Below are 19,311 nucleotides of genomic sequence, written 5' to 3'. Positions count from 1 at the left end.
CTCGCTCCGGTTTTTATTTGGTGGCAGGATTGGGCAAAAAACAGAATTAAATTAGCCAATCATGCCAATAAATCGCATTTACACCTGATAACCGTCGTAGTGATTGCGCCGTGACCTCCGTAACATGAGCGCCATTCTGCCCCTGCCAAGGGGCGCTCGATTGGAGTTCTTATGAAGCAGTCCCAATGGTCATCCCGACTCGGCTACATCCTCGCCGCAGCGGGTTCCGCGGTCGGTATCGGCGCAATCTGGAAATTCCCCTACGTCACCGCCGTCAACGGCGGCGGCGCCTTCCTGCTGGTCTTTCTGCTGTTCAGCTTCACCCTGGGGGTTGCGGTACTGATGGGGGAAACCCTGCTCGGCAGCATGAGTCGCCGCGGGGTAGTCGGTGCCTTCTCCGATCTGCTCGGCAAACAGTGGCGCTGGGTTGGGGTAATGGGGGTGATCTCTACCCTGCTCATCTACTGCTTCTACAGCGTGGTGGGGGGCTGGACCCTGGGTTATACCGGCATGGCCATCTCAGGTCAGCTCAACCATGGGGATGCGGCGGCCCTCACCGCCCGCTTCAATGACTATGTCAGCGGCGACGTCTGGCCAATCCTCACTCACCTGCTGTTTGCCGCCCTCACCTGGATGGTGGTGCAAGGGGGCATTCAGAAAGGGGTGGAGCGCACCTTGCGCTGGATGATGCCGGCCCTGTTCCTGATGATCCTGATGCTGGTCGCCTTTGGCCTCACACTGCCCAATGCGATGGCGGGGGTACGTCACTTCCTGATGCCCGACTTCAGCAAGCTGGGGATGTCCGGCGTGCTCGATGCCATGGGGCTGGCCTTCTTCTCCCTCTCCATCGGTCTGGGCATTCACACCACCTACGGCGCCTATCTGCCGACCAGCGAAGGGGTTGGTCGCTCCAGCCTCTGGGTGGTGCTGCTGGCCAGCATGGTGGCAGTACTGGCGGGGCTGATGATCTTCCCGGTGCTGGCCTCGACCGGTATCGACCCGGCCTCTGGCCCCGGTCTCACCTTTATGACCATGCCGGCGGTATTTCAGCTGCTGCCCTTCGGTCAGGTGCTTGAGGTGATCTTCTTCACCCTGCTGGTTTTTGCGGCGCTCTCCTCGGCCATCTCCCTGCTGGAGCATTTGCAGTGCTTCCTGTGCGAGACCTGGGGCTGGTCACGCCGCATGGCCTGCAGCGCCATCACTGGATTCGTCATGGTTAGCGGTGTTCCGGTCAGCCTGTCGTTTGGCCCGCTGCAACACGCAACCCTGTTTGGCAAAACCATCTTCGAGCTGCTGGACTTTGTCACCTCCAACCTGATGATGCCGCTGTTCGGCCTGATGCTGACGCTGCTGCTGGGCTGGAAGCTGGGACGCAAGGCGCTGCCGCAGGGGATTGCCAGCCACTGGCATCACTTGCTGATGAACTGCTGGCGCTGGATTGCCCCCTTGCTGATCGGCGGGATCTTGATTCGCGGTCTGGTGTGACGGTTACTCTTCGCGGGTGGGCTCATCGGCCCGCCCCTGGGCGGCTCTGACGGCCTCCAGGGCATGTTGCCAGCGGGTGATCTCGGCATCATCCGTTCCCTTGGAGAAGACGATATAGAGACCGGCCTGATGGAGCAGCACGCCACTGCTGACGATGCTGCGCCGGGATAACCCCATCTTGTCGAGGGTGGCCTCCATCACCAGCTCCGCCATCGGCAAGGCATCGATCTTGCCCAGCATCAGCCGCTCTATCGCCTCCCCGACCGTCTTGTAGCGCACCAGATTGGTGTAGCCCTCATGGGTCAACCGCACATCATCGGCATTGCCCAGCACGACCCCCACTCTGGGCAGATCTCGCAACTGTGCCAGCGAGGTCAGCGGGTGGCGACTATCCGGCGCCTGATAGATAAAGACCCGATTGATAAAGAGCGGGCCAACCCATTTGAAATGGGACTCCCGCTCCGGGAGCCGCTGTACCACGAACAGTCCATAGCCGGGCTCGACCCGTGCCAGTGCCAGCGCCCGCTTGAGCGGGTAAATCCGCACCGGATAGCGGGTGCCAAGCTCCTCCTGCACCTCATCGATCAGGCGAATGGCAAATCCGTCGAGCTTGCCGTCGCGGTATTCGGTAAAGGGGGGTAAGTTCGTGACTCAGCAGGGTTAATCCGGGCTGCGCCGACACACTCAGGCTGATCAGTAACCAGGGCAGCACCATCCATCTCATACGACATCCTGTCTCATCGTTGTTCCCGTCAGCGCCATGTAGCGGTCACTAGTTCCAGAAGAAGCTACGTCGATTATCGCCCAGTAAATAGCCACAAGGTAGAAAAGATGCTGCCCTGCGAGGTTCCCCACATTGAGTTGTACGTACAGTCAGAGTGGTGACAGCGGCACACATAAAAATTTTTTGATTTTATGTGTCAATTATTCTTTCCATGGTTTAGGCTGTTCCCTCATTCATTAGTCAGGTTGCCACCTCATGTCTGCCATCCTCGTGCTGTTTGGTCGATTTTTTAGCTCGCAAGAGAGGTGACCTTGCACGCACAGTTTTTCTGAATGTTCATTGCAAAGGTCGCCTCAGGCGGCCTTTTTTATGGTCTGTCGTTTATTGCTACAGAGGAGTATTGCTTCGATGTCGTGTTACCCGGAGGTTGTATGAGCCAGGTTCAGTGGTCTTCCCGTCTCGGTCATGTGCTGGCCGCAGCAGGCACAGCGATTGGCCTTGGTGCCATCTGGAAGTTTCCCTATGTGACCGCCACCAATGGCGGTGGCGCCTTCCTGCTGGTGTTTTTGCTGTTTAGCTTCACCCTGGGGGTAGCGGTACAGGTCGGCGAAACCCTGCTCGGCAGCCACAGCCAGCGCGGGGTGCTCGGCGCTTTTCGCAAACTGGTGGGGCCGAACTGGCGCTGGATGGGGTATATGGGGATCGCCTGCGGCTTCTTTATCTACAGCTTCTACAGCGTGGTCGGTGGCTGGACCGTGGGTTACGCCGCGCTGGCGATGGCTGGCAAACTCAACCTGAACGAAGGAAGCGCCCTCACCGCCCTGTTCAACGGCTATGTCAGCAACCCCTGGTGGCCGGTGCTGACCCATCTGATTTTCGCAGGCCTGACCTGGTGGTTCGTGCAGGGGGGGATTCAGAAAGGGGTTGAGCGGGCACTGCGCTGGATGATGCCCGCGCTCTTTATCATGATGTTGCTGCTGGTGGGGGTCGGTCTCTCCATGCCGGGCTCCATGGCGGGTGTGCGCCAGCTGCTGCTGCCGGACTTCTCCATGCTGACCGGCCAGAGCGTGCTGGACGCGCTGGGGCTGGCCTTCTTCTCCCTCTCCATCGGGCTGGGTGTACACACTACCTATGGTGCCTACCTGCCCAATAGCGAAGGGGTGCTGCGATCCGGGGTCTGGGTCGTCACACTGGCAAGCCTTATCTCGGTGCTGGCGGGCTTGATGATCTTTCCGGCGCTGGCCTCCACCGGTATCGACCCCACCGCAGGCCCAGGACTCACCTTTATGACCATGCCAGCCGTGTTCAGCCATCTGCCGTTCGGTCAAGGACTGGGGGTGGTCTTCTTCCTGTTGCTGCTGGTCGCCGCCCTCTCCTCCTCTATCTCCATGCTTGAGCATCTGGTGCGCTTCACCACCGAGGAGTGGGGCTGGTCGCGCCGTGGTGCCTGCCGGGTACTGACCCTGCTTATCATGGCATCCGGCATTCCAGTGAGTCTGTCGTTCGGCCCATGGAGCGATCTGACCCTGTTTGGCAAGACCATCTTCGAGCTGCTCGACTATCTCACCTCCAACCTGATGATGCCGCTGTTTGGTCTGGTACTGACCCTGCTGCTGGGCTGGCGCCTGGGTGATGCAATTCTCCCTGTAGGCCTGTCACCCGCCCTGCGTCTGGCGCTGCTCTGGTGCTGGCGCGTGGTGGCGCCGCTGCTGATCAGCGGGATCCTGATCCGCGGGATCATGTAACACCTTGTGCATCTTTGCGGGCAGGCCTTGGCCTGCCCTTTTTATTGCTGGCGTTTGCTTTATTACAGGCGTTCTTATGAGCAGCATCACGATGGACAGGAGTGCAGTCGGGCAATCTCGGCAGATCAGAGTAGAGGATGTGCGAAATGACAGAGTGCAGACTGGCACAATAAGAGGTGGTGCTTTGCTCGCCACAACGACAACAGAAGAAGCTGGAGTACTGAATTTCAGGCAAAAAAAATCCCCATCTGAATGGGGACTTTCTCTGCAACCGCAGCTGATATCTCAGCTTCGCTTGCGAATATGGTGGTCGTTACTGGGATCGAACCAGTGACCCCCTCCTTGTAAGGGAGGTGCTCTCCCAGCTGAGCTAAACGACCTGGGATTCTTGAAATGATGGTGGGTCGTGCTGGATTCGAACCAGCGACCAATTGATTAAAAGTCAACTGCTCTACCGACTGAGCTAACGACCCATCTAAATCATTTTTTCTACAAACTGGTGGTCGTTACTGGGATCGAACCAGTGACCCCCTCCTTGTAAGGGAGGTGCTCTCCCAGCTGAGCTAAACGACCTGGGATTCTTGAAATGATGGTGGGTCGTGCTGGATTCGAACCAGCGACCAATTGATTAAAAGTCAACTGCTCTACCGACTGAGCTAACGACCCATCTAAATCATTTTTTTACAAACTGGTGGTCGTTACTGGGATCGAACCAGTGACCCCCTCCTTGTAAGGGAGGTGCTCTCCCAGCTGAGCTAAACGACCTGGGATTCTGAAATGATGGTGGGTCGTGCTGGATTCGAACCAGCGACCAATTGATTAAAAGTCAACTGCTCTACCGACTGAGCTAACGACCCATCTAGATCATTTTTTACAAACTGGTGGTCGTTACTGGGATCGAACCAGTGACCCCCTCCTTGTAAGGGAGGTGCTCTCCCAGCTGAGCTAAACGACCTGGGATTCTTGAAATGATGGTGGGTCGTGCTGGATTCGAACCAGCGACCAATTGATTAAAAGTCAACTGCTCTACCGACTGAGCTAACGACCCATCTAAATCATTTTTTCTACAAACTGGTGGTCGTTACTGGGATCGAACCAGTGACCCCCTCCTTGTAAGGGAGGTGCTCTCCCAGCTGAGCTAAACGACCTGGGATTCTGAAATGATGGTGGGTCGTGCTGGATTCGAACCAGCGACCAATTGATTAAAAGTCAACTGCTCTACCGACTGAGCTAACGACCCATCTAAATCATTTTTTCTACAAACTGGTGGTCGTTACTGGGTTCGAACCAGTGACCCCCTCCTTGTAAGGGAGGTGCTCTCCCAGCTGAGCTAAACGACCTGGGAATTCTGTCTCCACCGAGTGGAGAAAATGGTGGGTCGTGCTGGATTCGAACCAGCGACCAATTGATTAAAAGTCAACTGCTCTACCGACTGAGCTAACGACCCTCACCACGACCAGTTCCGACTGCATTGCTGCTTCGGCTCTGACGGCGGCCTATATTACGGATTTAAATTTCCGGTGCAACAGAAAATTCGTAATTTAAATCCGTTTGCTCACTGTGCGTACAAATGCAGGCTGTTTTTACAGTAGCGTTACGAAAACAGTGACATACAGCAATGTTACAGCTTGGCCAGACTCTGTTTGGCCAACTGGGCCGGCGAGGTGTTGGGATAGCCCTTGATCACCTGCTCATAGAAGGATTTGGCTTCCGCCTTCTTGCCATCCAGCTGCGCCAGCATACCCAGCTTCAGCAGCGCATCGGCTCGCTTGGGGGATTTGCTGTATTTGTTGGCCACGGTCGAAAACTGGGCCGAGGCACCGGCTCTGTCACCCTTGTTGAACAGCAACTGGCCAAGCCAGTAGTGTGCATTGGGAACATAGCCCGAATTGGGGTACTGCTTGATAAAGCCCTGGAAAGCCGGGATGGCTTTGTCGTAGTTCTTCTCTTTGAGCACCATGTTGACCGCTGCGTCGTAGGCCTGGTTCTCATCCTGATTGGTTGAGTAATTGGCGGCAGCAGCCGGTGTGGCAGCAGCAGGGACCGGGGCGGCTGGAGCAGCCTGCTGGCTGCTGGCAACCTTGTCGAGCTCCTGGTAGAGCTGACGCTGGCGCTCTTGCGACTGTTCCATCTGGTAGGTCTGCTGCTCCAGCTGACCACGCAGCTCGGATACTTCCCCTTGCAGGGAGTCGACCTGTTGCTGCAATTCAGCTTGCAGTCGCAGACGGGCATTGAGGGTGCGCTCCAGCAGGGCAACCCGATCTTCCAGGCTACCGGTGGGCACGATGGCGCCGTTGTTGCCGCTAAGGACAACCCCACCACTTGAGTCACCGCCCAGATCGCTGACCGGTGCCGCAGCTTGCGCATTCAGAGCAACCATTACGGCCAGCGCAACGACAGCTTGCTTGTACACAGATTTCATTCGGATCAAACCTTAGCGTTTAGTACAGATAAAACGGCCAGCGCCATCGTCGCTCGCATATACAGATTTCATTCGGATCAAACCTTGGCGTTTAGTGCAAATAAAACGGCCATCGAAATGGCCGCTTGCATATAAACGAACTTCGTTCGGTTCAAACCTTAGTAAACCAGAACCGCGCGGCGGTTTTTGGCAAAGGCATCCTCGGTGTGGGACAGATCCAGCGGCTTCTCTTCGCCATAGCTGACGATGGAGAGCTGCTCGGCCTGCACACCCAGGGTTTGCAGATACTTGGCAACAGCCTTGGCACGACGCTCGCCCAGGGCGATGTTGTACTCCGGAGTACCGCGCTCATCGGCGTGACCTTCGATCAGGACTTTCACGCTCGGGCGCTCGCGCAGGTAGCTGGCGTGGGCATCCAGCAGATCAGCGTACTGACCCTGGATATCGTAACCGTCGAACGGGAAGTAGATCACGTTGTCACGCTGCAGTGCTTCGAACTTCTGACGCATCTGCTCTTCCGGGGACAACATGCCGTTGGCGCCGCCGGTTTGTACACCGCCCATGCCGTCGGTCATACCTGATTCAGCGCCAGCGGCGTCGGAATCAGAAGAAGAACTACAAGCGGCCAGGGTGAACAGTGGCAGTGCGATGGCCAAACCCTTGAGCAGTTTATTGAGTTGCATGCTATTTCCTTAAACCTTTATAACAAAACAAAAAACAATTGGATTTTTATCAATTCAAGAAGGGCGACCAAGCTGGTGCACGAATTTCACCGCTACTGGTCGGAAGCACAGCCTTGAAGCGACCATCAGTCGACACCAACGCGAGACTCTTACGACCCTGATAGATGGTGGCATAAATGATCATGCTGCCATTGGGAGCCACACTTGGCGACTCATCCAGAGCACTCTGGGTAAGGACCAACAGGGCATTGTTTTCCATGTCCTGACGGGCAATACGATACTGTCCCTGAACACGGGTCACCATCACCATGATTTTGCCATCAGGAGTGATGGATGCACCCTGGTTGGATTCACCTTCCCAAGTCATCCGGCGAGTCATACCAGTCGCCAAATTTACGCTATAAATCTGGGGTTTGCCACCACGTTCAGAGGTGAACAACAAATTTTGCCCATCCGGCATCCAGGAGGGTTCAGTGTCGATCACCCGGCTGGTTGTGACGCGGGTCAGCTGCTTGCTAGCGACATCAACCACATAGAGATTTGGTGAACCATCTTTGGAGAGAACGATAGCCAGACGACGACCATCCGGAGACCACTCCGGCGCCCCGTTGATACCGCGGAAACTGGTGATCAGACTGCGCTGCTGGGTGTAGATATCCTGCACGTAGATTTCGGACTTCTGGTTCTCGAAGCTCACGTAAGCCAGCTTGCTGCCATCCGGTGACCAGGCCGGAGACATCAAGGGTTCGCGGGAGCGCAGCAGGGTCTTCTCGTTGTAACCGTCGTAGTCAGAAATACGCAGCTGGTACGGGAACTGGGTCCCCTGCTGGACGGAGACGTAAGCCAGACGGGTCAGGAAGGCACCGCGCTCGCCCGTCAAACGCTCATAGACGATGTCGGAGATACGGTGGGCAAACTGGCGCATCTGGGCACCCGGGATGGTCGCCATACGGCTATCCAGAATGTAACCGTTGCTCTCGCCACCTTGTGCCTTGGCCAGCTGGCCTTTCAGCACATCGACCAGCTCGAAGTTCACCTTGTAGGTGCCGTCACCGACTGCCGAAATGGAACCCACCACCACGGCTTCAACCCCTTGGGAGGCCCAGGGAGCGAAGTTGATCTCGCTGCTGCTGCTCGGGGTTTGCGGCATCTGGCCACGGGCCAGCGGCTTGAACTTGCCGCTGCGCATCAGGTCGTTGGAGACTACTTCCGCGATGTCCTGCGGCAACTGTCCGTTGCCTTCCCACTTGAAGGGAGCAACGGCGATGGGGCGTGCGCTATCAATACCGCCGGTGATGACGATGTCCAAGGCCGCCTGGGCACTCTGGCCCAGCAACAAACAGCCAACCAAAGCAAAAAATACTTTTCTGATCATGGCTTAAATACTCGGTTCCAATATAGATGAGAGGTTAAATTCCTTTCTCGGCGAGAGGTTGCCAACCGGAGGCAAGCAACCTCGTTTTATCACGCTTAGATACTCGGTTCTAACTTCAGGTTAAATTCCTTCAACATCTCGAATGCCGCAGGATCCTTGGGCACAGGCAGTTGATTGGCTTTCAGAACAGCCGCCTTACCGGAACGACAGACCGCCGGGTCACCCTGGCCGTTATCTACCGATATGACAAAGCCACTGCTCGCAAGACGTACGCCGATAGTACATGTTTTGCCCCGCATGGTGGGATCCAAAATCATATACCGCTCAACAGTGGCCTTGATGAGCGCCGCATATTTGTCGACTTCGCCCTGGGCTGCTGCCGATGCCGCCTGACTGCGAGCATTGGCCTCAGCCGACAGCTGCTGCTGCATCATCTCTTCCATCTCTTTTTGCAGCTTGGCCTGCTCGGCCGCTTTACGCTTGCGCTCAGCCGCGATCTTGGCCTGCTTTTCGGCCTCTGCCTTGGCTTTCTTCTCTGCGTCAGCTTTTGCCTTTTTCTCAGCCTCTTCCTTGGCCTTCTTCTCGGCCTCGGCTTTGGCTTTTTTCTCTGCTTCTGCCTTGGCTTTCTTCTCGGCTTCGGCTTTGGCCTTCTTGTCAGCTTCCGCTTTCTTGGCCTTGGCTTCTGCCGCCTTGGCCTTCTCTTCGGCCTCTTTCTTCTCTTGTTCCTTTTTCTTCTTCAGCGCCAACGCCTTGCTTTCGGCTTCCGCCGCTTTACGCTCGGCTTCGGCCTTCTTGGCCTTCTGTTCTTCCAGCTTGCGGGCTTCCTCGGCTTTTTGGGCCTTCTCTTCCGCCTGCTTCTGCTCGGCAACCTTCTTCTGCTTCTCGGCCTCGGCCTTGCGAGTCGCCTCTTCGGCCTGCTTGCGCTTGGTCTCGGCGATGCGAAGCTGCTCCTGTTTCTGAGCCAGCTCGCGCTTGGCGAGATCCGTGTCTTCCTTATCCTTCTCTTTCTCTACCTTTTGAGGCTTGGGCTGAGATTTCTGCTGCTGGATCTGCTTGGCCTGTTCGTTGAGGAAGTTCTCATCGAGCATGACGGCATTGACGATCTGCCCCTTCGATTCGGGTCGCTTCGGTTTGCTGAAATCGAGCCCGACAAACAGGATGATGCCGATGATCAGGTGCAGCAGAAACGACGCGATGAGATAACCGGAAATACCACGCTTCACATCCATCTCCGTTAGTTCACCGGATCTGTCATCAGGCCAACCTGAGGCACACCCGCATTCTTGAGGGCCACCATCAACAGGATCACCTCTTCGTAGCGCACGGCCTTGTCACCCGCGACCACCACGGGGGCATTCTGGTTGATCGCCAGATAGCCCATGGCTTTTTCGGTGATGTATTGCTGCATCGCCTCTGGCGTGCCGCTTGGCACCGGCTCGTCATCGGCTTCGCCAGCCTTGATGACATACTCGCCTTCGGTATTGACGCTGACGATGAAGGGCGGCTTGGCATCTTCCGGCAACTGCTCGGACTCAGCCTGTGGCAGATCCACCTTGACCCCTTGCGTGATCACCGGCGTGACCGCCATAAAGATGATAAGCAGCACCAGCATGACGTCGATATAGGGAACCACGTTGATCTCGGCCACCTTCTTGCGCCGGATCCGCTGATAGGTTTGCATTACTGATCACCCTGCTGCTGTGCAATTTGACGGTTCAGAATGGTAGTGAACTCGTCCATGAAGTTGGCGTAGGCGTTCTCCAGCCGCTCGACCTTGTTGGAGAAGCGGTTGTAGAAGATAACCGCCGGGATAGCGGCAAACAGACCCATGGCGGTAGCGATCAGCGCTTCTGCGATACCCGGTGCCACCATCTGCAGGGTGGCCTGCTGCACCTGACCCAGGGCGATAAAGGCGTTCATGATCCCCCATACGGTACCAAACAGACCGATATAGGGGCTGATGGAACCGATGGTCGCCAGCACCGGCAGGTTGGATTCCAGATCATCCACCGCGCGGGAGAGGGAGACGCGCATGGCGCGGTAGGTACCATCCATCACTGCATCCTGACCACGGGCACCGGCCTTGAGCAAGCGGGCATACTCCTTGAAGCCGGAGTAGAAGATATCTTCCATGCCTTCGATGTCATCGCGGCGGGAAGAGGACTCCTGATAGAGCCGATTGAGATCGACCCCTGACCAGAAGCGATCTTCAAACTGTTCCGATGCGAGATTGGCCGCCTTGATCGCCTTTGAACGCTGGATAATCAGCGCCCACGAGACAATAGACATGCTCATCAGGGTCATCATGACCAGTTTTACCAACAGGCTGGCTTGCCAAAACAGGCCAATAAACGAAATTTCAGCGTGCACTTAACAGCACTCCCTTGATTTTTTCAGGTATAGCTACAGGTTCCATTTGCGGATGACTGACACAGGCTATCTGTACCATGGCCTGGGTGATCAGTCGTCCATCAGCCGCCAGGATCTGCTGCGAAAAGCGCAGGGATGCGCGTTTCACTTCAATCACTTGCGTTAATACATTCAATAGTTCATTAAAACGGGCCGCCGAGCGGAAATCGATCTCAGTTCGGCTCACCACGAAGGCATATCCCTCCTGCAGCCAGACGTCCTGTTCGACCCCTTTGGCACGAAGAAACTCGGTGCGAGCACGTTCCATAAACTTGAGATAATTGGCGTTGTAGACGATGCCCCCGGCGTCGGTGTCTTCGTAGTAGACACGCACCGGAAACTCAAAGACTTCCCCCATAACAATCTGTGATCCATTCGACAGTCAGATGGGGGGCTATCATAGCGCAGGGCTGAATAGGAAAGAAGCAGGGGGAGACAGGGAAATCCTGCCTCCCCCCGTTTTTTATGAAAGGAAATATGAATGTGTCAGCCAGAGGCCATACAACAAACTGGGCCAAGCGAGCCAGGGGTTGAACAGCACACGTCCGGGCAGACTTTTCAGATGAAAGCCAAGCCCGTTAAGTACGCCACAACAGACGGCCCACATCAGCCAGGGAGCAAGCCAGAGACCATGCTCGCTGGTGTTGGCCGCGATCAGATTGGGGGCCTGTAAAATAGCGACGGCCAACAAGGCCGCCGCGAGTAACATCAACCCCTGCCACGGCTGCCGCTCCAGTGGAGCGGCCAGCCTGGCGAGTCGATCACTTGTTTTCATCGATCTGACGATCCATGTTCTCGGTGTGTTCCAACCACAGCGCATTGATGATGCCAAATGCACAGGCCAGCAACAGCCCCAGGATCCAGGTGAAATACCACATTGTCAGCGCACCTCTTAATAGAGAGATTGTTGGTTATCTTCGATGTGCTTGTTGGTTACCCGGCCAAACATCTTGATGTAAGTCCAGATGGTGTAACCCAGCACAATCGGTACGAAGATCGCTGCAGCCACAGTCATCACCTGCAAGGTGTTGAAAGAGGCGGTAGCATCCCACATGGTCAGGCTCAGTGACGGCTCAAGGCTTGAGGGCATCACGAACGGGAACATGGAGAAACCGGCAGTGAGGATGACCCCGGCAATCGCCAGCGAGGAGCTGGTAAACGCCAGCCAGCCGATGTTCATGCGGGCAAATAGCGCAGTCAGCAAGCTCATGGCCAGGCCCAGTACAGGAGCAGCCACCATCCACGGATAGAGGGTGTAGTTGTTCATCCAGGCGCCAGCCTGCAGGACAACTTCCTTGTTCATCGGGTTGGATACTGCGTCTGTCGCGGCAGCCTTGACGATGACATACCCTTCCATACCGCTTACCCACCAACCCGCGGCAGCAAACAGCACCAGGGTCAGCAGTGAGCAGATCATGGCGGCAGTGCGGGAACGTGCCAGCACTTCACCGTCGGTCTTCATCATCAACCAGGTTGCGCCCTGGGTGAGCAGCATGAACAGACTCACCAGACCAGCCAGAATGCCGAACGGGTTAAGCAGACCAAAGAAGTTGCCGTGATAGGTCAACATCATGAACTGGTTAAACTCGAACGGAACGCCTTGCAGCAGGTTGCCAAAGGCCACACCAAAGACGATGGGCGGTACGGCGCTACCGGCGAACAAGGCCCAGTCCCAGTTGCTGCGCCATTTTGCATCAGCACGCAGGGAGCGGTACTTGAAACCGACCGGACGCAGGAACAGCGCCATCAAGGTCAGGATCATGGCGATGTAGAAGCCGGAGAAGGTCGCGGCATACACCATCGGCCAAGCGGCGAACAAGGCGCCACCGGCAGTGACCAGCCACACCTGGTTTCCTTCCCAGTGCGGTCCCATGGTGTTGAGCATCACGCGGCGCTCGACATCTTTTTTGCCGACGAACGGGAGCAGTGCGCCTACCCCCATGTCGAAGCCGTCAGTGATGGCAAAACCGATCAGCAGTACGCCGACCAGAGCCCACCAGATGACACGCAGAGTTTCGTAATCAAACATGGTCGCTCTCCTTATGCCTTGATCTGTTCAAAGTGATACTTGCCAGTCTTCAGGCTGCTGGGGCCAAGACGGGCATACTTGAACATCAGGTACATCTCGATAACCAGAAGTACGGTATAGAACAGGCAGATACCGATCAGAGAGAACCAGATCTCGGCTGCAGGCAGGTTGGATGCAGAGAGGGAAGTCGGCAACACCTCTGCAATGGTCCACGGTTGGCGACCATATTCAGCAACAAACCAGCCAGCTTCGATAGCGATCCACGGCAGCGGGATACCCCACAGCAGACCCTTGAGCAGCCACTTGCGCTTGCCAATCTGGTGACGGGCACTGTCATAGAAGGCCATACCAATCAGCACCAGCATCAGCATGCCGACGGCAACCATGATACGGAAGGCGAAGAACAGCGGCAGAACCTGCGGGATGGAGTCATCCACGGCGGCCTTGATCTGCTCGTCAGTAGCATCGGTCACGTTGCTGGTGTAGCGCTTGAGCAGCAGACCGTAGCCCAGATCCTGTTTCACTTCGTCGAAGCGAGCGCGGGTCTCGTCAGACTTGTCACCGGATTGCAGCTTGGTCAGCAGGTCGTAAGCGGTCATACCGTTACGAACGCGCAGTTCGTGCTCGCTCTTCAGATCCTTCAGACCGGTTACCTGACCGTCCAGAGAACGGGTCGCGATAATGCCCAGCGCATAGGGGATCTTGATGGCGTAGTCGGTGCGCATCTCTTCCTGATTCGGAATACCGAACAGGGTAAAGGCGGCCGGAGCAGGTTCAGTTTCCCACTCGGCTTCGATAGCGGCCAGTTTCACCTTCTGCACTTCACCGGTCTCGTAACCGGATTCGTCACCGAGGATCAGCACGGACACGATGGAAGCCATACCGAACGCAGCGGCAATGGCGAAGGAGCGACGGGCAAACGCCACATCACGATTCTTCAGCAGGTAGTAGGAGGAGATACCCAGCACAAACATGGCGCCACAAGTATAACCAGCCGCCACAGTGTGGACGAACTTGACCTGAGCAACCGGGTTGAGCACCACGTCAGCGAAGCTCATCATCTCCATCCGCATGGATTCGAAGTTGAACTCTGCACCGACCGGGTTCTGCATCCAGCCGTTGGCGACCAGGATCCAGAGGGCGGAGAGGTTGGTACCCAGCGCCATCAACCAGGTGGCAGCCAGATGCTGATGCTTGCTCAGACGATCCCAACCAAAGAAGAACATACCGACGAAGGTGGACTCCAGGAAGAAGGCCATCAGCCCTTCGATAGCCAGCGGGGCCCCGAAGATATCGCCGACATAATGGGAGTAGTAAGCCCAGTTCGTCCCGAACTGGAACTCCATGGCCAGACCTGTGGTGACCCCCAAGGCAAAGTTAATACCAAACAACTTACCCCAGAATTTGGTCATGTCCCGGTAGATGGTGTTGTTGGTCATCACATAGACGGATTCCATGATCGCCAGGAGAAAGGCCATTCCCAGCGTCAGGGGTACAAACAAAAAGTGATAAAGGGCCGTCGCAGCGAACTGGAACCGCGATAGGTCTACCACATGCTCAGCAATCATGATGTTTCCTCACCGATTATTGGCACGGCTATTTTAAGTTTTAAGCACAAAGCTTCCGTTGGAGGTTAGCGAATGAGCCTTATTGGGACGTGTCACAACAAAACGCGTTCAGTAACCACTGGCATTAACAACAAGGCAATACGAGAACACAAATAAAGCTAATGTTTAACAATTCCAAAACAATCAGCCTAAATTTATTCTCGCCCATGATGACCGGGTTTTTATATCACCTTTATTTGATTGAAATCAATGTAAAAGGACCCGCCATACATGGCTTTGAAAGGCATTTTTAATCTATTTCACGATTATTGACGCGAGCCAGATCACAAAACACGATAAAGCGTAAAACATTGATTTAAATCAATTTAAGAATTTAACATCCCGCCACTCGGTTTAATTTGAAAAGCGTGAATGACGCGCCTTTTTCCATGTTATCCGAGTCAGGCAATCTGATTCGAAAACTCAATTTAAAACTACAAACAATGCATACTCATGCGAACCAATTTCATCAATAAAGACATTAGATAAACTAATTTGAAGAGTGCAATTTTTCTTGTTTGCCGGGGTAGATTCGAACTCCTACAATGCGCCTCGCAGTGAGGGCATACCCTTGGATACAGGCCGGTTAATCCGGGTTCACGGTACGTATTCGACGATCAATTTGAACCTGTCTATTGGAATCGAAGATGAAAAAGTTTGTTGCTAAAACCATCCGTTACTACAAGCTTTCCTTTGTTCAGCTCTATCAACTGAACCGACTCTGAGAGCTCGCGACGGCTCACCTGTTTATTTTCCGGTCTGTGTCCAGACGCACTCACTGTCTGTGAACATCCATCCTGAATTGTCTTTGCCCACCGCATCCGCCGTGGGCTTTTTTTTGCCCGGATAATAAAAAACCGCCTTTGACGGCGGTTTCATGTTCAAACGACTGTTTTTACTTCTCATCTGGTCGCTGAAGACCGAAATGAGCGTAGGCTCGTGTGGTCGCAATCCGTCCTCTGGGTGTACGTTGCAGATACCCTTGCTGGATCAGATAAGGCTCCAACACATCTTCGATAGTATCTTTCTCTTCCCCGATCGCGGCGGCCAGATTATCGAGACCCACCGGGCCCCCCATAAACTTGTCTATCACAGCCAACAATAACTTGCGGTCCATGAAGTCAAAACCTTCGTTATCGACATCCAGCATGTCCATGGCGCGGGCAGCAATGGGGCCGTCGATCCGGCCATCGGATTTCACCTGGGCAAAGTCGCGCACCCGCCTTAACAAACGGTTAGCAATCCGCGGCGTGCCGCGAGAGCGACGGGCGACCTCAATGGCTCCATCTTCCGTCATGTCTAGCCCCAGACAACGGGCGCTGCGGGAGACGATATCGGTCAGGTCCTTAACGTTGTAGAACTCCAGCCGCTGGACGATGCCGAAGCGATCCCGCAGCGGGCTGGTGAGTGAACCTGCCCGGGTGGTGGCGCCAATCAGGGTGAAGGGAGGCAGATCCAGCTTGATGGAGCGAGCTGCGGGTCCCTCCCCGATCATGATGTCGAGCTGGTAATCCTCCATCGCCGGATAGAGCACCTCCTCCACCACAGGGCTGAGGCGATGGATTTCATCGATGAACAGCACATCGTTCGGTTCAAGGTTGGTGAGCAGCGCCGCCAGATCGCCTGCTTTCTCCAGTACCGGGCCGGAGGTGGTCTTGATATTGACCCCCATCTCGTTGGCGACGATGTTGGCGAGGGTAGTCTTGCCCAGACCCGGCGGGCCGAAGATCAACAGGTGATCGAGCGCTTCTCCCCGCTGACGGGCCGCTTCGATAAAGATCTCCATCTGTTCGCAGACGGTATCCTGACCGGTGTAGTCAGCCAGCTTCTTGGGGCGGATAGCCCGGTCAATAATGTCATCCTCACGGGCGGCACTGGCCGAAATGAGGCGGTCTGCTTCAATCATCAACTACCTCATACCAGGCTACGCAGGGATTCACGGATGATATCTTCCACCGACATCCCCTCTTTGGCGATCTTGCTGACAAGCTGACTCGCCTGCTGCGGCTTGTAACCTAGGGCCACCAGCGCACTGGCCGCCTCCTCGGTCACATCCGGTGCCCGCAATTCGGGCTCACTGGCTGGCAAGGTGACCATGGCCGGGGAGAAGAGGTCGTGACTGACCCACCCCTTGAGGCGATCCTTCATCTCCACCACCAGCCGCTCGGCGGTCTTCTTGCCGACTCCCGGCAGTTTGACCAAAGAGCTTATCTCTTCACGTTCGACACTCAGCACAAACTGGGTAGCTGTCATGCCGGAAAGAATCGCCAGCGCCAGCTTGGGGCCGACTCCGTTGGTCTTGATCAACTCGCGGAACAGCGCCCGCTCCTGTTTGTGGTTAAAACCATAGAGCAGCTGGGCATCTTCCCGCACCACGAAGTGAGTATGGATGGTCGCTTCCTTGCCGATCTCCGGCAAATCATAGAAGCAGCTCATCGGCATCTGCACCTCATAGCCAACCCCGCCCACTTCCAGCAGGACCTCGGGGGGCTGCTTTTCAATGACAATGCCTCTCAAGCGACCAATCACGGCTCTCTCCTCACCAATACAACTATTCGTAAATTGGCTCATAGCATAAAGAATAACTGGATAAGTATCCAGCATAGGGCAGCAACACCCGCGTAGTCAGAGAGGCTTTTTATCCAATTTTCCACCATGCTTGATCGGGTGCAACCAGTGCACGGGATGTTTCAGCGCCGCACCGGCCCCCGAGCGGGGGATAAACCACTACACTAAACCCGTTCGGAACCGAAACTGGTGCCAATGTCGATACCAAGGAAGGCCATCACATGAAAATTGTTACCACCTCCAATCTGGGTCTTGCCATATTGCTCGGCTGCACGCTGGGCATGGGGGTCGTTGGCTGGTATGGCAGCCAGCGGCTAGCCAATCTGCTCTCCTACGTATTGGGCGCCGCCTGGCAGACCGCCGACGGTGCCATGGAGGGCTCCATAGAGCTGGGCAACCAACAGCTACAGATTCAGAAGATGCAAAACGGAACCCTACTCAATCGCGCCGAACTCGATGCTGCCAAGGCGGCGACCGATGACGCGCTGGCCCGGGTCAGCCAGGGGCAGCTCATTGATGGTGCAGCCCTTGCCACCATGGAACAGCACAAGCAGGACTATCAACAGCAACAAGAGAAGCTGCTGGCGCTCTATCACGCCTATACAGAGGTGGATCAGGCCCTGCATCACAACGCCGATCTGATGGCTCGCCTCTCGACCCAGCTGGAGGTGATCGGCGATGGGGCAGTCGAGGCGCTGACCCAATCCCCCGACCAGACCATCAGCTGGAACAGCGGCCTCTCCACTCGCTGGGAAGCGGCCGATGGGGGGATGGAGTCCAATATAGGCTTTTTGCGCCAACTCTATGCGCTGGAGAAGATGCGCAGACAAGGAGTCACAGAGGCGATCAAGGTCGAGTTGAAAGAAGCGACCGATTTCTACCACGAAGCGATCGACAGCATGCTCGGCACCGGGCTGTTCGATATCGAGGGAACCGGCGAATTTGCCGGCAAGACACTGTCGGCAGAGTATCGCGCCCTGTTGGCCCGGCATCAGCAACTGATGGGACAGTGGGTCGATGCGCTCGGCAGCTATCAGGCCCAGCAGTCCGCCTATGAGGTCAGTGCCGATGAGCTGCGACAACAGCTGGTTGCCATCGAGGAGAGCGGCGATGCCACCGTAGAGGATCAGGTGGCCCAGCTCAACGGCATCATCAGCCAGACCCGAACCCTGCTGCTGGGTGGCCTGTTGCTGAGCCTGATCATGGTCACCCTCTGCGGCTTCTGGCTGACCCGCAAGCTGGTGACCCCACTGCTGCAAGTGGACAAACGAATGCAGGATATCGCCGCCGGCGAGGGAGACCTCAACGCCCGCATCAACCTACAACGGGATGACGAGATAGGCTCGCTGGCAAACAGCGTGGATCGTTTCATCGAGAAACTGCAGAAGATGATCAGCTCCACCATGGACAACAACCAGCACATCAGCGAGCACGTTCACACCTCGGTCAACCGGGTGGAAGCAATCAGCCAAAGCAGCCGCCAGACCGCCGAACATGCGCTGGCCCTGCACCACGACAGTGAACAGATGGTGCAGGTCGCCACAGGTATCTCGGACAACTGCAGCATGGCGGCCCACAATGCCAACGAGGTGCGCCAGCTGACCACCGAGAGCAGCCAGTATGTCGCCTCCGCCAGCGCGGGCATGCAGCGGGTGGTACAGGAGGTGAGCGAGTGTGCCATCGCCATCAACTCCCTCAAGGAGCAGGCGGGTCAGATTGGCCAGATCATCTCCACCATCAGTGGCATCTCGGAGCAGACCAACCTGCTTGCCCTCAATGCGGCCATCGAAGCGGCCCGCGCGGGGGAGATGGGGCGTGGCTTTGCGGTGGTTGCGGACGAGGTGCGCACCCTGGCCAATCGCACCGCGACATCAAGCGCCGAGATCAGCCAGGTGATCAGCAGCATCCAGCAGCAGACCGAAACCGCCTATCTGATGATGCAGCGCAACCTCAAGACGGTGGAGTCCGGCATGCAGGACTCCGAGAATACCAAGCAGATCCTGTTCAAGGTGGAAGGCGCCATCGACCAGCTGGCCGACATGGTGCAGCAGGTCGCCGTAGCCACAGGTCAACTGTCACACACCCTGAGCCACTCCTCTGACAAGGTCTCCGGCATCAGTCTGCAAGCCAGAACTGGCGAACAGGAGGCGCAGGAGTGTCTGCAGCTCGCCTCCTCGCTCCATCAGGCCAGCCTGCTGCAGCAGCGCCTGCTCTCTCAGTTCAGAGTCTGAGCCCCCTGTAATAGCAAGGATGCCACTCATATG

16 protein-coding genes, 12 tRNA genes and 1 pseudogene are annotated in these 19,311 nt (G+C 56.1%); 3 read left to right on the top strand and 26 right to left on the bottom strand.

Annotation, left to right across the window (positions count from 1 at the left end):
• The first annotated feature begins 171 nt into the window (after positions 1-171).
• On the top strand, positions 172-1,485 hold the full coding sequence (locus I6L41_RS19885) for a sodium-dependent transporter (RefSeq protein WP_158112740.1): 1,314 nt from the start codon (positions 172-174) through the stop codon (positions 1,483-1,485).
• 3 nt (positions 1,486-1,488) lie between these two features.
• On the opposite strand, the pseudogene I6L41_RS19880 reads toward I6L41_RS19885, so the two are convergent.
• A pseudogene (locus I6L41_RS19880) lies at positions 1,489-2,209 on the bottom strand (substrate-binding periplasmic protein).
• Positions 2,210-2,640: 431 nt separating this feature from the next.
• On the opposite strand from I6L41_RS19880, the gene I6L41_RS19875 reads away from it, so the two are divergent.
• Entirely contained in the window at positions 2,641-3,954 is a 1,314-nt protein-coding gene (locus tag I6L41_RS19875) for a sodium-dependent transporter (protein ID WP_201938699.1), read from the top strand.
• Positions 3,955-4,258: 304 nt separating this feature from the next.
• Here the strand turns inward: I6L41_RS19875 and I6L41_RS19870 are convergent.
• From I6L41_RS19870 to ruvA, 25 genes are all read right to left on the bottom strand, one after another.
• Positions 4,259-4,334, bottom strand: a tRNA-Val gene (locus I6L41_RS19870).
• 17 nt (positions 4,335-4,351) lie between these two features.
• A tRNA-Lys gene (locus tag I6L41_RS19865) sits at positions 4,352-4,427 on the bottom strand.
• A 24-nt stretch (positions 4,428-4,451) separates the two neighbouring features.
• Positions 4,452-4,527, bottom strand: a tRNA-Val gene (locus I6L41_RS19860).
• A 17-nt stretch (positions 4,528-4,544) separates the two neighbouring features.
• Positions 4,545-4,620 (bottom strand) — tRNA-Lys (locus I6L41_RS19855).
• Between the two features lie 23 nt (positions 4,621-4,643).
• Positions 4,644-4,719 (bottom strand) — tRNA-Val (locus I6L41_RS19850).
• 16 nt (positions 4,720-4,735) lie between these two features.
• A tRNA-Lys gene (locus I6L41_RS19845) sits at positions 4,736-4,811 on the bottom strand.
• Positions 4,812-4,833: 22 nt separating this feature from the next.
• A tRNA-Val gene (locus tag I6L41_RS19840) sits at positions 4,834-4,909 on the bottom strand.
• Positions 4,910-4,926: 17 nt separating this feature from the next.
• A tRNA-Lys gene (locus tag I6L41_RS19835) sits at positions 4,927-5,002 on the bottom strand.
• A gap of 24 nt (positions 5,003-5,026) precedes the next feature.
• Positions 5,027-5,102, bottom strand: a tRNA-Val gene (locus I6L41_RS19830).
• Between the two features lie 16 nt (positions 5,103-5,118).
• Positions 5,119-5,194 (bottom strand) — tRNA-Lys (locus I6L41_RS19825).
• Between the two features lie 24 nt (positions 5,195-5,218).
• Positions 5,219-5,294: transfer RNA gene (locus I6L41_RS19820), tRNA-Val, on the bottom strand.
• 31 nt (positions 5,295-5,325) lie between these two features.
• Positions 5,326-5,401: transfer RNA gene (locus I6L41_RS19815), tRNA-Lys, on the bottom strand.
• Positions 5,402-5,575: 174 nt separating this feature from the next.
• Entirely contained in the window at positions 5,576-6,376 is an 801-nt protein-coding gene (gene ybgF, locus I6L41_RS19810; RefSeq protein WP_216960845.1) for a tol-pal system protein YbgF, read from the bottom strand.
• A gap of 158 nt (positions 6,377-6,534) precedes the next feature.
• Positions 6,535-7,059, bottom strand: coding sequence for a peptidoglycan-associated lipoprotein Pal (pal, locus tag I6L41_RS19805; protein ID WP_005313284.1), 525 nt, complete (start codon positions 7,057-7,059; stop codon positions 6,535-6,537).
• Positions 7,060-7,108: 49 nt separating this feature from the next.
• Positions 7,109-8,434, bottom strand: a complete 1,326-nt coding sequence (tolB, locus tag I6L41_RS19800; protein WP_005335728.1) for a Tol-Pal system beta propeller repeat protein TolB — start codon at positions 8,432-8,434, stop codon at positions 7,109-7,111.
• A 95-nt stretch (positions 8,435-8,529) separates the two neighbouring features.
• Complete coding sequence (gene tolA, locus I6L41_RS19795; protein ID WP_013723471.1) at positions 8,530-9,663, bottom strand: cell envelope integrity protein TolA; 1,134 nt, start codon at positions 9,661-9,663, stop codon at positions 8,530-8,532.
• A 5-nt stretch (positions 9,664-9,668) separates the two neighbouring features.
• The gene (gene tolR, locus I6L41_RS19790; RefSeq protein ID WP_005335733.1) at positions 9,669-10,115 is read right to left on the bottom strand and encodes a protein TolR; all 447 of its coding nucleotides are present in this window, start codon (positions 10,113-10,115) and stop codon (positions 9,669-9,671) included.
• Positions 10,115-10,804, bottom strand: coding sequence for a protein TolQ (gene tolQ / locus I6L41_RS19785; RefSeq protein WP_005335735.1), 690 nt, complete (start codon positions 10,802-10,804; stop codon positions 10,115-10,117). The genes tolR and tolQ overlap by 1 nt, the downstream gene beginning before the upstream one ends.
• Positions 10,794-11,201, bottom strand: a complete 408-nt coding sequence (ybgC, locus tag I6L41_RS19780; RefSeq protein WP_216960842.1) for a tol-pal system-associated acyl-CoA thioesterase — start codon at positions 11,199-11,201, stop codon at positions 10,794-10,796. The genes tolQ and ybgC overlap by 11 nt, the downstream gene beginning before the upstream one ends.
• 105 nt (positions 11,202-11,306) lie before the next feature.
• The gene (locus I6L41_RS19775) at positions 11,307-11,618 is read right to left on the bottom strand and encodes a cyd operon YbgE family protein (RefSeq protein WP_041202810.1); all 312 of its coding nucleotides are present in this window, start codon (positions 11,616-11,618) and stop codon (positions 11,307-11,309) included.
• On the bottom strand, positions 11,605-11,721 hold the full coding sequence (cydX, locus tag I6L41_RS19770; protein WP_005304933.1) for a cytochrome bd-I oxidase subunit CydX: 117 nt from the start codon (positions 11,719-11,721) through the stop codon (positions 11,605-11,607). The genes I6L41_RS19775 and cydX overlap by 14 nt, the downstream gene beginning before the upstream one ends.
• A gap of 14 nt (positions 11,722-11,735) precedes the next feature.
• Positions 11,736-12,872 carry a cytochrome d ubiquinol oxidase subunit II gene (cydB, locus tag I6L41_RS19765; protein WP_005335741.1) on the bottom strand — a complete coding sequence of 379 codons (1,137 nt, stop codon included), beginning with the start codon at positions 12,870-12,872 and terminating at the stop codon, positions 11,736-11,738.
• An 11-nt stretch (positions 12,873-12,883) separates the two neighbouring features.
• Positions 12,884-14,440, bottom strand: coding sequence for a cytochrome ubiquinol oxidase subunit I (locus I6L41_RS19760; RefSeq protein ID WP_005335743.1), 1,557 nt, complete (start codon positions 14,438-14,440; stop codon positions 12,884-12,886).
• A 934-nt stretch (positions 14,441-15,374) separates the two neighbouring features.
• A complete protein-coding gene (gene ruvB, locus I6L41_RS19755; protein WP_005335744.1) occupies positions 15,375-16,385 on the bottom strand; it encodes a Holliday junction branch migration DNA helicase RuvB in 1,011 nt (336 codons plus the stop codon).
• A gap of 8 nt (positions 16,386-16,393) precedes the next feature.
• Positions 16,394-17,008, bottom strand: a complete 615-nt coding sequence (ruvA, locus tag I6L41_RS19750) for a Holliday junction branch migration protein RuvA (protein ID WP_216960838.1) — start codon at positions 17,006-17,008, stop codon at positions 16,394-16,396.
• 260 nt (positions 17,009-17,268) lie between these two features.
• On the opposite strand from ruvA, the gene I6L41_RS19745 reads away from it, so the two are divergent.
• A complete protein-coding gene (locus I6L41_RS19745; RefSeq protein WP_216960835.1) occupies positions 17,269-19,278 on the top strand; it encodes a methyl-accepting chemotaxis protein in 2,010 nt (669 codons plus the stop codon).
• The last annotated feature ends 33 nt before the right edge of the window (positions 19,279-19,311 follow it).

This window comes from Aeromonas sp. FDAARGOS 1411 (assembly GCF_019047125.1).
GTDB lineage: Bacteria > Pseudomonadota > Gammaproteobacteria > Enterobacterales > Aeromonadaceae > Aeromonas > Aeromonas veronii.
Note: the sequence above shows the minus strand (reverse complement) of the source record. Positions and strands in the feature narration are given on the sequence as shown.